Source organism: Sporosarcina pasteurii, assembly GCF_041295575.1.
GTDB lineage: Bacteria > Bacillota > Bacilli > Bacillales_A > Planococcaceae > Sporosarcina > Sporosarcina pasteurii.
Genome location: NZ_CP160452.1, coordinates 2794904 through 2808598 on the forward strand (window position 1 = coordinate 2794904; position 13695 = coordinate 2808598).

12 protein-coding genes are annotated in these 13695 nt (G+C 37.5%); 3 read left to right on the plus strand and 9 right to left on the minus strand.

The window, feature by feature from the left end; genetic code table 11:
* Positions 1-52: 52 nt before the first annotated feature.
* The 3 genes from AB1H92_RS13480 to AB1H92_RS13490 all read right to left on the minus strand — a co-directional run bounded on the left by AB1H92_RS13480 (position 53) and on the right by AB1H92_RS13490 (position 2855).
* Entirely contained in the window at positions 53-1579 is a 1527-nt protein-coding gene (locus AB1H92_RS13480; RefSeq protein WP_115364165.1) for a malate:quinone oxidoreductase, read from the minus strand.
* A gap of 366 nt (positions 1580-1945) precedes the next feature.
* Positions 1946-2278 (minus strand): KGG domain-containing protein, encoded by a 333-nt coding sequence (locus AB1H92_RS13485; RefSeq protein WP_115363081.1) that lies wholly within the window; start codon positions 2276-2278, stop codon positions 1946-1948.
* Positions 2279-2408: 130 nt separating this feature from the next.
* Entirely contained in the window at positions 2409-2855 is a 447-nt protein-coding gene (locus AB1H92_RS13490) for an ATP-binding protein (protein ID WP_166739454.1), read from the minus strand.
* Between the two features lie 212 nt (positions 2856-3067).
* On the opposite strand from AB1H92_RS13490, the gene ric reads away from it, so the two are divergent.
* Positions 3068-3766: an iron-sulfur cluster repair di-iron protein gene (gene ric / locus AB1H92_RS13495; protein ID WP_115363085.1), complete on the plus strand. Its 699-nt coding sequence runs from the start codon at positions 3068-3070 to the stop codon at positions 3764-3766.
* Between the two features lie 699 nt (positions 3767-4465).
* The gene (locus AB1H92_RS13500; protein ID WP_115363087.1) at positions 4466-6067 is read left to right on the plus strand and encodes a hypothetical protein; all 1602 of its coding nucleotides are present in this window, start codon (positions 4466-4468) and stop codon (positions 6065-6067) included.
* A 169-nt stretch (positions 6068-6236) separates the two neighbouring features.
* On the opposite strand, the gene AB1H92_RS13505 is transcribed toward AB1H92_RS13500, so the two are convergent.
* From AB1H92_RS13505 to AB1H92_RS13515, 3 genes are all read right to left on the minus strand, one after another.
* Complete coding sequence (locus tag AB1H92_RS13505; RefSeq protein ID WP_115363089.1) at positions 6237-6686, minus strand: SRPBCC family protein; 450 nt, start codon at positions 6684-6686, stop codon at positions 6237-6239.
* Between the two features lie 45 nt (positions 6687-6731).
* Positions 6732-7358: a GyrI-like domain-containing protein gene (locus AB1H92_RS13510; protein WP_115363091.1), complete on the minus strand. Its 627-nt coding sequence runs from the start codon at positions 7356-7358 to the stop codon at positions 6732-6734.
* A 125-nt stretch (positions 7359-7483) separates the two neighbouring features.
* Entirely contained in the window at positions 7484-8116 is a 633-nt protein-coding gene (locus tag AB1H92_RS13515) for a peroxiredoxin (protein ID WP_115363093.1), read from the minus strand.
* Positions 8117-8334: 218 nt separating this feature from the next.
* Here AB1H92_RS13515 and AB1H92_RS13520 point away from each other — a divergent pair, with 218 nt between their 5' ends.
* Complete coding sequence (locus tag AB1H92_RS13520; protein WP_115363095.1) at positions 8335-9114, plus strand: 2-keto-4-pentenoate hydratase; 780 nt, start codon at positions 8335-8337, stop codon at positions 9112-9114.
* A 49-nt stretch (positions 9115-9163) separates the two neighbouring features.
* On the opposite strand, the gene argH is transcribed toward AB1H92_RS13520, so the two are convergent.
* From argH to AB1H92_RS13535, 3 genes are all read right to left on the minus strand, one after another.
* Complete coding sequence (argH, locus tag AB1H92_RS13525; protein WP_115363097.1) at positions 9164-10489, minus strand: argininosuccinate lyase; 1326 nt, start codon at positions 10487-10489, stop codon at positions 9164-9166.
* Complete coding sequence (locus AB1H92_RS13530; protein ID WP_115363099.1) at positions 10490-12013, minus strand: Na+/H+ antiporter NhaC family protein; 1524 nt, start codon at positions 12011-12013, stop codon at positions 10490-10492.
* A gap of 204 nt (positions 12014-12217) precedes the next feature.
* Positions 12218-13519, minus strand: a complete 1302-nt coding sequence (locus tag AB1H92_RS13535; RefSeq protein WP_115363101.1) for a hypothetical protein — start codon at positions 13517-13519, stop codon at positions 12218-12220.
* Between the last annotated feature and the right edge of the window lie 176 nt (positions 13520-13695).

The window sequence follows — 13695 nt, forward strand, 5'->3', positions numbered from 1 at the left end:
CCCCCGGTCTCTCTAGATGCTTTACTCAAATTCATTTAATCATTATTCATTTTTAAACCTTTTCTAAAACTCTTGCTTCATCTGCTTCTGTCACTTCCGATTTCTCCACTAGTTCAAGCGCTTCCGCAGTCGAATTGAGTAATTCATGGAAAAGTTCTGGGTTGTCCACAAGGGATACACCATAAGAAGGAATCATTTCTTTAATTTTAGGCGCCCATGCTTCCAGATGTTCTGGAAAACATTTACTAATGACTTCAAGCATGACATGAACGGCTGTCGAAGCACCTGGTGATGCACCAAGTAGTGCAGCAATCGAGCCATCCTCCGCGCTCACTACTTCCGTTCCAAACTGTAAGGTTCCTTTTCCGCCCTTAACCGTATCTTTAATCACCTGTACACGTTGCCCCGCGACAACTAAGTCCCAATCTTCCGCTTTCGCATTTGGAATAAAGCTTCGCAACTCTTCCATACGCTGTTCTTTTGATAATAAGAGTTGTTGAATTAAATACTTTGTTAAGGACATTTCTTTCGCACCCGCCGCTAGCATCGTCATTATATTATGCGGCTTGATTGAAGTTGGTAAATCGAGTATTGAACCTTCCTTCAAAAATTTTGGTGTAAAACCTGCAAAAGGTCCAAATAATAAAGACTTTCGGTTGTCGATATATCTCGTATCTAGGTGCGGAACTGACATCGGAGGTGCACCTACTGAAGCTTTCCCGTAGACTTTTGCATGGTGCTGTTCTACAATATCCGGATTGTTACATACCATGAATAAGCCGCTTACCGGGAATCCGCCAATCTGTTTTCCTTCTGGAATTCCTGACTTCTGCAATAAATGTAAACTGCCGCCGCCAGCACCAATAAAAACAAACTTTGCCGTATGCCGTTCAACCGCACCTGTTTCAAGGTTTTTCACTTTTACTTCCCACAAACCATCGCTTGTCCGCTTCATATCTTTTACATCATGTTTATTATGTATATCAACATTTTGATCCTTTAAATGGTGAAATAACATACGTGTTAACGCGCCAAAATTCACGTCCGTTCCCGAATCGATTTTTGTTGCCGCAATTGGTTCATTAAGCGGACGATTTTGTAACATAAGTGGCATCCACTCTGCAAGCTTCTCCGGATCCTCCGAATATTCCATGCCATGAAAAAGAGGGCTTTTTGTAAGCGCTTTAAAACGGTTTTGCAAAAAACGAACATTGTCTTCTCCACTGACATAACTCATATGTGGCAATGGCATAATAAAGTCTTTCGGATTATGAATAAGCTTTTGGTTGACTAGATAAGCCCAGAACTGCCTTGAAAGCTGAAACTGCTCATTAATTTGTAACGCCTTCGTAATATCAACAGAACCATCCGGATTTTCAACCGTATAATTCAATTCACAAAGTGCAGCATGTCCGGTGCCTGCGTTATTCCATTCATTCGAACTTTCTTCCCCCACATCTGACAACTTCTCAAACACTGTCAACTTCCAATCCGGAGCCAACTCTTTCAACAACGCCCCTAACGTCGCACTCATTACACCTGCGCCAATTAAAATAACGTCTGTTTGTTTGATACTCATTATCTCACCCATCCCTACACCCTATTATTTGCAGAAAATTAAATCCATCCGCCCAAATAAGCCTGCGTCTTTTCCGCAACAGTAATCATTCCTATCTACTATTATAGGATAGTTTTGTCATATTGGAAATGCTGATTTTGAAATAAGTTCCAAGAACCTTAACTTTCTTTACAATTCAAATAGTCTATTTCAATTTAAATTCACATGATTCTTTTGGTAAATGCACTCTTATTGACTAGATAGCTCAATTATTTTGCACCAAAAAATCAACCCTCATCACATATTGTGCTGAAGGTTGATTGATCCAATAGAATAAGTGTCAAGTTCCTTTATTATTTACATGTCATATTTTTTAGATAAACGCCATTAGTTATCGTCGTTATTGTTATTTCTATTATTCTTGTTATTATCGTTCTCACTTTGCTTAGCGCGAGCTTCGCCGCCCTTTTTACCAATTTCCTCATAGAACTCTTTATCATGATTCTTGGCAGTAGCTTCGCCACCTTTTTTACCAATTTCTTCGTAAAATTCGCGGTCATGGTTTTCAGCTGTCGCTTCGCCGCCTTTTCTACCAATCTCTTGATAGAATTCTTGATCGTGGTTCCTTGCAGTTGCTTCGCCACCCTTACGCCCTGCTTCTTCTAGAGACATTCCACCTGGGTCATTGTTACGATTTTTCTTGTTTTCATTTTGTGCCATTTTGAATCTCTCCAATCATTTTATTTTGTTCTAACACTCTCGTAATTAACCGGAAAAATTCAAGTATAAACGCTTTTAATGAATTTGTAATAATTGTAATTCACTTTACATACAAGGTAATGAAATACTTTTATTTTAGATATTCAAAGGGCAAACACTCTTTACCTTGCCGCACTGTAGAGTCTCCATCAAGTGTTGTATAGTAGGCATTTCCAGGAATAATATGCATGATTAAAATTCGGATTGCCCCATTTACATACAATATTTCATCGAACAAAGGGAGTATTGGCGGCACTGTATGGTCTTGTATCCTTTGTTGTAATGCCTGAACGTTTACGTTGAACGGAACGCCTAATAAGACATTAGATAGTCCCGTTACTTTATCAGCAACGCCAAAAACAACACTTCCCCCACCACCATTTGCCATACAAACAGCATATCGAATCATTTTTTTAATGTTTTCTTCTATACTTTTATCATTCCATTGTTTGAAGTCCAAATCTTGTGCTTCAAAATCATCTGCAATATGGGTTTCCAACTGTTGAATGATGGCCTCAATCTCCAGTTTACTCTTCATCCACACCTTCCTTTCATCATTTTTTGCACGCATTCCGCTTTCACCACTTATGTTATTTATATGTTCGGAAATTGTTCAGGTGAACCTAACAAAGCGCGGGTGTCATACTTGCATGGTTATGCTTTTTCTCCTTACTGTGATTTTTATCACAGAATTTTGGTGAAGCTTGTTTTATGATGACATATATACAGTGATAAATAGGAGGAATCCAAATGACTCAAATTACATTAGATACTCATGTTTCCGATATCGTTACTCAGTTACCACAAAGTACTGATTTATTTAGAAAATTACGGATTGACTTTTGTTGCGGTGGAAAAATCGCTCTTAAAGATGCAGCTGAAGCTCGCAACCTTGGACCTGAAGAAGTATTCAATCAAGTAAAAGCATTAGAAAATAAACGAGAACAACGTGAAAGTATGCACCCGGCTTCTTTCGGCGACAGAACGCTCGTATCCTATATTCAAGAAAAATACCACGATGAATTAAGAGAAGAGTTGCCAGCAATTGCACCGTACGTCACGAGAGTTGCACGCGTTCATGGCGATTCAAATCCACATTTGCTACGCATCGAGGAGATTTATAAAGAATTACGGGATGAGCTATTAGCCCATACAGAGGATGAAGATGAGAATGTGTTTCCGCTCATTCTTGAGTTCTTAAAAAATCCAACGACCGAACTAAAAGAACAAATTAAACCGCATGTATTGGAACTGGAAGAAGAACATGAAAATGCAGGACGTTTATTAAATGAATTAAGGGAAATTACAAACGACTTCACACCACCTGCGGATGCATGTGGAACGTACCGAACAGTATATGCACGTTTAGAACAACTTGAAAAAGATACATTCGACCATGTTCATCTTGAAAATAACGTCTTATTTGATCGAGTACGTGAATATCTTTAATCCGCTATAAATAAAAATCTCAGCCTTTCCAAAAAATCGGATAAGCTGAGATTTTTCTATGCAATCATATCGACCGCTATCTAACTGATTTCCAAACATGTTAAATAGAATCATGACTCCGCCTCCAACCTTACGTCAAATTCTTCCAAAGCTAACACCCCCGCGCTAGAGGTTCATTTATTTCGCTCCTTGCCGCTTTGACACTCTGCTAAAAACACTTTCTGTATACTAAATAAGCTATTCTGCGATTAGTTTACAATGTATGACAGTCATAACTCGAATATGTCAAGAAGATTTCCTTCTGTAACATTTTTCCACCTCTTAGACTAGACCTTCGCATCACTTTTTGGGTTCACTGAAAAAGTAACAGAACAAACCAGAAGTTTGTTGCAATGCAATCTTTAACGTCGAAAGATTTCTTATCATTATTCTATATTTAATAAAATAGGCCCTGTTTTCACCTTTTCTGCTACTTCATGTTCAGGACCGATAGGATGGTTTTTTATTATAACAAAGGTTAATTTTTCCACCGGGATTTGTTTATCTATTGTTACATCCCTGTTATATTGCTTTGTTATTGTTGTGATTGTACAGGTCACGGCATAAAGGAGGTATCCAAAACGTCTAACAACAGAAATACCGTGCCATGCTTAAATGCAAATCAAAATTACTTATTTAAAATTGAGAGGAGTTTGATGAATGATGAGAAAAGATATTAATGAAAAAGAGAAAAACACTAATAAGAAGATTTTACCTTTTGTGATGTCCACATCAATGTTGACTGCTGCATTTTTTGGAGCAAGCAGCGCTGCCCTGGCAGATGAAAAGGGTGATGAAACAGGATTTAAAAACCATGGTGAAGAAGTATCTTCGTTTGCAACAAGTATTCCAGGTTCACCTGAAAAAGGAAAATTTATGCGCACAATCGCAAGTGAAAAATGGCAGCAAGATACGCCAGGTGAAAATGAAACAGACGATGAAGAAATAGAAGATGCGGATACTGATAAAGATAAAGAATTGGAAGAACCTACTATTGATGATGAAGTTTCCAATATGCCTGTTACTGAAGAAGAAGTAACTGATGAGGAGAAATTCGAGGAACCTGTTGTTGGAGAAGAAGTAACTGATGAGGAGAAATTCGAGGAACCTGTTGTTGGAGAAGATGACTCTGAAACCCAAGTTGATGAAGGAACAACGGATGAAAACGCTGATGATGTAGAGAACGCCGAGGAACCTGTAACTGAAGAAGATGACTCTGAAACGCAAGTTGAGGAAGAAGGAACTACGGACGAAAACGCTAATGATGTGGAGAACGCTGAGGAACCTGTAACTGAAAAAGATGACTCTGAAACGCAAGTTGAGGAAGAAGGAACAACGGATGAAAACGCTGATGATGTGGAAAACGCAGAGGAACCTGTAACGGAAGAAGATGACTCTGAAACCCAAGTTGATGAAGGAACTACGGACGAAAACGCTGATGTTTTGGAGAACGCCGAGGAGCCTGTAACTGAAGAAGATGACTCTGAAACGCAAGTTGAGGAAGAAGGAACAACGGATGAAAACGCTGATGATGTGGAGAACGCCGAGGAACCTGTAACTGAAGAAGATGACTCTGAAACGCAAGTTGAGGAAGAAGGAACAACGGATGAAAACGTTGATGATGTGGAAAACGCAGAGGAACCTGTAACGGAAGACGTAAATGAAATAGAAAAGCCAGCTGACGATAATATTAATGGGGATACTACGTCAACTGACCAAAATACTGACAGTTCGATTATAACAGAAGAGCATAAAAATGAGTATAGGGCTATCTTCCAAAATTACGGAAGTTTGATTGATTACTATCATACAATTATCCAAGATCATCTTGGCATGGTTTTACCAGATGAAGATGTCATTGAACCAGTTGAATACCTAGAAAGTGATGAAATCATAGAGTTTCCAACTGCAGACATTGAAGAAGAAATAGCAAATGATGAAAATGCAGACGGTGTGAAAAACTCTGACGATCCTGTAGTTGAAGAGGAAAATTCTGATGACGTTGATAATACGGAAGCCCCTAGTACCGATAAAGTGACGGAAGAAATCAATGAAAATGTTGATATTCCAACTGAGGAAATCACTGAAGATACTAACCAAACAGATGTCGATGTCGATGCCGAAGAAACAACTATAATTAATGAAACTGAAGAAGTACCAACTTACCAGGTAATCCAAACAACTACTTGGGATAAATTAGTCGGTTACTACAACCAGGTAGTAATGGGTTACGATGCTTTATTAAGTTTCCTTAAGAGATAAATTACGGTTTATAGAATTAAAAACTGAAACTTTTTGAACCCTTGAGATCTCTCAAGGGTTCCATTTTCTAAGATTCACAAATTCATAAGCGACATAGACACACAATGAAATCGATTATCATCAAGTTAATCACATATTGTACTTTATTGGTATCATTTTGAAGCAATTTTCACTCTCTACCCTCAGCAACTCTCTTCACACGTTTTAAAAACTCAACAACTACTTTATCAGATGCAAACAATAAAAATATTTTCACAAACCACTTTAAAGGACGATTCGTTACGGTATAGGTAAATAAAGTTTTATCATCGTTAATTTTTACGATGTCATATGAAGCTGTGATCTCGAACATGCCTGCTATTGTAAAACCAACTTTCAACTTTTTCTGTTCAGGCGTATTTAAATAGTCCAATGTCTCCACATCATACTCTTCGATTCTTTTGCCTTCTTTGTATTTTTGACGATAAACACTTCCAACTTTATCATCGGTTACTTTAATCGGTTTATGCTCAATGACATTAGGCATGATTTTTTGCATGTTTTCTACAGAACCATCAACAAGACCCCAAACCTTTTCAATAGGCGCATTGATCTCAATATCCCTTGTCCACTCTTTCATTCGTCAATCCTACTTTCTAAATTGAATTGCCTCCTATTTGGAGACTTAATCTCGAGGTTTTACTTGATACCTGAGCACTGTTTTTAGTTTTGACGGTTCGACCCTTCTAATATCCGAGAGGTAAATTTCTCGATGTGTTAACGATACTCTTTCTAACTTCTGTTCTTCCAAAAACACATCCATTTTTTCAAAAGTTTGCGGTTCATCATCAAACGGTCCTACATGGAGCATTTGCACCGACATTCCGTCTTCCACCGTTTCAAACTTAACCTCTTCTAGATATGGGTGTGGTTTCTTTTCTCTGACCCGTTCAAAAGCCCGCTTAACAACTTCAAGTGTGACAAAGTCTGGTTGTCTAATCATAATTGTATACACCAACTCATCTTTATTGAGTTCGTCTAATTGCCTTCCCTCTTCCGTTAAATCCCAGATCCCTTCTAACGGATATACAGTATACTCAAAGTAACCTTCAGGTGTGTAGCCATTTCTAGGCATCATCCGAATCGCATAGGCCAAAGAATAAAGCACGCCCACCCTTTCAGCAAACTCTTCATGATTCGGATTACCTTTCCCCTGAATCATCAAAAACTTTTGTTTAGGCACCGTCACTAGTTCAGGTTTTTGCTTAGGAATATATAAGTCTTTTTCCTTCTTTCTCCACTCGAATTTCATGAAGCGTCCTCCTCTAAGTAGAACGATAGTTCTTTTTTAATAGGTTAATTTTAACATAAATGTACTCGATAACATCATTTAAAAATGCCCGTTTTCGTTCTCACAAAACGAAAACGGGCACATTTCTATTCCACACTAAACTCATCACTATTCTCAATTAACCACTTAATCACTTCAACATCCAATGGAATCATGACTTTGTCTGTAATGACGCCATCTGGATTCACAATATAGGTTGTCGGATATACCATCACTTTATATAAATCCATAATCTCGCCTTTTTCGTCCATTAAAATTGGAAAAGTGAGTCCATGTTTATCGACAAATTCGGGTACTTTCTCTTGGCTACCTCTTTCAAGTGTTGTCATATTCACTGCAAGTATTTCAATGTTATCCTGATCTTTATATTCTTGGTAATATGTTTCCATATGGGGCATTTCAACACGACATGGCGGACACCATGAAGCCCAGAAATTAAGCATGACAGTCTTCCCCCGGTAATCGGACAGTTTGACCACTTCACCGGTTAAGGTTTTTAATTCAAAATCAGGTGCATGATGCCCCACGTCAATCCCAGATTCTACATCTAAACTTTCATCCACAAGATTATCAGGCAAATCTTCAAGATTACCACTTTCATATTCATCCAATCCACTGGCCTTGTCTTTCTTTGTCATATTTGTCGTTATCATAATTGTAATCATTGCTACGACTAAGATTGCCGCAAGGGTTATAAAAAGAATTCTAATCTTCTTCATTAGACTGCTCCTTATTATTGCTTAGTTGGGTAACTGGTTACCCGTTAAAGTACTTCTTACCATAATGGTAGTATACTTTAGATAGCATTTGGAGGCCATTTATGACAATTATCGTAAGTCAAATAGATTGGAGATTTTAAGCTAGGTGATCACCTCTTCACAGAAATCTCATAATATAGTATGTTTAGTGTCATACATATCTAAATGGGGTGACTATTTTGACAAGTGTAGTAGATGAAGTTGTTGGGACAATCATAAATTCTCATGAAACAAAACAGCCTATCGAGTTTATCCGACATCGTTATACACTGGATGAGGAGACTGCTTATTTAGTACAGGAGAAATTAATTCACCAAAAATGTGCGTCAAAAAACACCGAAGTTGCTGGCTATAAAATTAGTATGACAAGTGCTGAAACACAAGCGATTGCGAACACGGATGAGCCAGCTTACGGGACGTTACTTTCAACCCATATTCTGCATAGTGGTGAATCTATTTCTCTTTCCTCTATGTTTGCACCTTTAATTGAACCTGAAATTATGTTCGTTCTTACAGATGATTTATCACCTGGGGCCAGTGAAGATGAAATCATTAAGAAGAGTAAAATTTGTGCGGGAATCGAAATTCCGGATGCGCGATACATTGATTGGTTTCCGAATTTCTCCTTGTCTGACTTACTTTGTGACAACACAGCAACAGGTCTTGTCGTTTTAGCAGAACCCATTGAACCTTTTTCTATCAAAGCATTCGAACAGATTAAAATGGAACTTTTTCATGACGGTGAAAAAATTAGTGAAGGACTTTCATCCGCCGTGTTAGGAAATCCTGTTTCTTCCGTTGCTTGGTTAGCTCGAAAATTGGCGAAGAAGAATAAAACTTTAAAGAAAGATATGATTATCTCATCAGGTACGTTTATTTCGCCGCTTGTTGCAAAGGAAGGTACATACAAAGTGTCATATTCGGATATTGGAGAAGTTGAAGTGACTTTTGTGCAATAAAAAAATAGCCTGTCTCTTTTTTTAGAGACAGGCTATTTTCTATCTTAGGTCACTTAGTCTTTTTAATTAGCTTTTTATTTCCCTTTTCTAATATCGCGTCATAGTCAATATACGCATAAATATCTTCTGCAATATGATCACTGAACTTCGCTAATTCTGCAATCGTTAAATCTTCAATTGCTTTTTCCTGCTCTTCACAATAAATAATGATTTTACCGACAATTTCATGTGCATCTCTAAAGGCTGTTCCTTTGCTCACTAAATAATCAGCGACTTCTGTAGCGTTTAAAAATCCTGCTTTAATTGCAGCCTTCATATTTTCTTCCTGTACATGAAGTGTATCTATCATTTTCGCCATAATCTCTAGACAATCTAACACGGTATCGAGTGCATCGAAAAATTGTTCTTTATCTTCTTGCATATCTTTATTATACGTTAATGGCAAACCTTTCAACGTCGTTAACAATGCAAAGAGAGAGCCGTATACTCTGCCTGTTTTTCCTCTGATTAATTCGGCAGCATCCGGATTTTTCTTTTGCGGCATGATGCTGCTTCCCGTTGCATAAGCATCATCCATTTCAATAAACTTGAATTCTTGGCTACTCCAAAGAATGAGTTCTTCACTAAGTCTGCTCATATGCATCATCGTAATAGAAAAACCAGACATAAGTTCAAGTAAATAATCACGATCACTTACACCATCTAAGAAATTATCAACTGGTTTAGAAAAGCCTAGTAAATCTGTTGTTATTTGACGGTCGATATTATGCGTTGTTCCTGCTAATGCACCGCAACCAAGTGGATTTTCATCCAAAATATTTACTGCATTTTCAATTCTTTTTTTGTCTCGGCTAAACATTTGAACATACGCACCCAGATGGTGATTAAATGTCACGACTTGTGCACGTTGTAAATGCGTATAACCAGGCATGATGACATTATTTTCTGCAGCTTTCTTATTTAACGAATCAATTAATTGCTGCAGTGCGACCATTACTTCTTGTCCTTTATTTTTCGCATATTGTCTCATATCGACAGCAACTTGATCGTTTCGGCTTCTTGCTGTATGAAGTTTCTTTCCCACTTCACCAATTCTTTCCGTTAAATTCATTTCTACGAAAGAGTGAATATCTTCAAAGTCACCTTCCACTTTTAAGACGCCAGACTCAATATCTTTTAAAATCGATTCAAGTCCATCCACTAATAAAGTTCCTTCATCTTCTGTTAATAATTCACACGCTACAAGCATTTTTACATGTGCGATACTGCCAGTAATATCTTCAAAATATAATCGTCGATCGACAGGTAAGGAAGTATTAAATTTTTTCATAATGTTATCTTCTCTACCTGTGAATCGTCCACCCCATAGCTTCACTTATACTCCAACCTCTTTCTTCATTTTCACGTTTTGTATTTTCGATAGTGTAAATACTGCCACTAAAAGCAAGACTAGTATTAACACTAGCGTATAAGCATTGCCTGTAATACCAGCAACAATAAATCCAATAAAAGCAATGCTCGCATTTAACAATGCATAAGGGAATTGAGTTTTCACATGATCGATATGATCCGCACCCGCACCTGTTGACGCTAAAATTGTTGTATCAGAAATCGGTGAACAGTGGTCGCCTAACACGCCTCCTGAGAGAACAGCACCAATACAAACTAGCATATGCGCATCTAACCCTACCGCCATCGGAATCGCAAGTGGTAGCATTATCGCGAATGTACCCCACGAAGTACCGGATGCTATAGAAATAACAATCCCAACTATAAACAAGATTGCCGGGATGATAAACGGCGGTACATTGCCTCTCATCACTTCAATAATAAACTGAGCAGTTCCCATTTCTTTAATAACATTTCCAAGCGACCATGCTAAAACAAGCGTCAGTGCAACGTAAACCATTTTTTGCATGCCTGTCGTATAAATATCAAATACCTCTCCAAACTTTCTTACTTTATAGAACAGCATTAAACTAATTATTGTAATTGCTGCAAATAAATATGCCGCACTGAGAGATACTCGGAAATCGCTACCCGGAACAGGCTCAAATGGAAATCCATATGAAATTAACAACCCGAATAATGTAACAAACAAGACTAATAACGGCAACCAAATAAAGATGGCTCGGCCCCCTTTATTCGCCTCTTCAATATTCTCAGCTCTTCTAAGTGGCTTGGACTCTGGCCAATATAGTTCACCTGTTTGTTGAATTCTTCTCTCCGCTCTTGCCATAGGACCAAAATCTAATTTAGTGAGTGCGACAAGCGGAACAAGGCTAACAGCTAAGATTGCATAAAATTGAAAGGGAATCACTTGAATAAACGTACTAAACTCAGAAGTCGCAATGCCTAACGCATCGAATTCTGTTCTAATCAATCCCATAATATAAACGCCCCATCCGATGAACGGGATTAATATAGCTACTGGAGATGACGTCGAATCGATAATCCACGCAAGCTTTTCGCGTGAAACCTTCGCTTTATCAAATATTTTTTCAAAGACAGGTCCCACAATAAGCGGAGTACCTAAGTCAGAAAAAAAGATGACAATGCCACCAATCCAAGCAGATATTTGTGTTTTCGCTCTCGTATTAATAAATCTAGTTACTTTAGAAGCAAGCGCGCTTCCTCCCCCAGACTTTTCCATCAACGCAACAAATCCACCAATAAAAAACAATAAAACTAAGACAGCAGCATTATATCCATCCGCTACAATTGGAAAATAATAGTTACCAATCGTTTCCGTAGTTGCTTTAAGTGGATTCCCACCGACAAGAATGAGCACCCCGATAAAAGCGCCTGAGAACAGTGAAACTAAAACATTTTTCGTAACAATTGCAAGAATAACTGCAATAATAGGCGGAATTAATGACACCCAACCTAGATGCTCCATAAGCAACTTCTCCCCTTTATGTCTCATATAAGGGTATTTAACCACTCTATACCCTAAATTGATTATATTTAATATAATCATGAAAAGCAACATCTTTTCTGAAAATAAAATCATCTAACTTTTACAATGTTCTAGTTCAATCTAAAGGAGATTCGTTCATTAAAAAAGACTGTTGAGATCATCATTCCCAACAGTCTTTCCCCACTATTTAATCGCATATACTAATTTGTAAATTCTCCTCGGTCGCCCTCTTGTTTGTAAAGTTTCATGCCCAATGCACTCAGCTAATCCTGCCTCACAAAGACTTTCAATGAAACGCCTTGTGTTTCTTTCATCTCTAGCTAATTGAGTTGAAATGTCTTTCACCGTAAACTCGTTTACTCCCGATTTTTTCACTAAAGCGAAAGTTTCTATGTAATGCTTCACATTGATATTTTCTTTTTTTAGTGTATTGATGAAATTTTTATCATTGAAATTTGGGAATTCAACAGAATCTACATTCTCACTTTCCGCTTCGATTACTTCACCATTTTCTTGAACTAGAATAATTCCGCCATCTTCTTTGGATTTTCTTAATGCTTGATTCGCATTTAACTCCGCCAAAAACACCGTTTCACCAAAACCAATGCCAATCCCAACCTTCAACCCAGATTCCAAAATGAGATCATTTACAGTCTCTTCAATTTTTTGAATTTCCCTGTCAGTGTCTCCGCGAGAACTAAAAATTAAATAACGACCAAGCCCTTTTTCAACAAGTGAACCATTTAATTGTTCACTTAATAGAATAAGGATTTTTTTCAATTTCAACTCCAAAAATTGGAGTTCATAAGTTTGTTTAGAGCTTTTGAAATAATTTTCCAATTGAACCATTTCAAATAAGAGCACTGCAACTTGCGAGTCTTTAAAATAGATTGTCTTAATTCTCTCTGAAAGAAGAGTAAGCGTATGCTTAATCTCTATGTCACTTGTAGATATTCTAAACGCTGGAACACCCATCTTTTTTAGTTGTAAATAAACTTCCTCATAGCAAGTAATGGCACCTTTCGTTTTTCCATTTTTCCAATGATGATGGTGGAAGTGAATTAATTCCTCCGTTGACGTCTTCTCAGAAAAAGTTTTAAGAAAGATATGTTCACGTTTAATCGAAAGTTGATTAAATGCATCTTCTAAATGACTTTTCGAAATCTCGTCAATACTAAAGTAATCAAAAGGGGATTGGGTTTGGTTCGTAAATTCAATCAAACCTTTGAAAATACCAGCTTCCGTATGATTTATGTAAATCAGGCGCTCTTTATTTTTTATCTCTTGATAGGCTATATGATAAGAAATCTTTCCAGAAAAAATCCAAAAATCTACACTATTTCCATTCTCCTCTATTATTCTTCTGGTTTCTTTAACCTTTTCATATGGAAATGATTGAAAATAAATGTCCAAATGCATGCGTTGTGCTGTATGCAAGATTCTTTTAACTGTAGAATGTGGACCTATGATTCCTACACTTATCATAAAAACACCTCTTTCACATCAGTGCAAAGTCCGTGATTATTGGTTTCGCTCATTTTAGTAGACTCAACGTACTCCATTCTTGTTCGGCGAACTTTATCTCCTATACGCTAATTTGTTATCACCTCATACACACTCCACATATACTCAATGCTAGTTTTGTTGAAATTAAGTTTAGT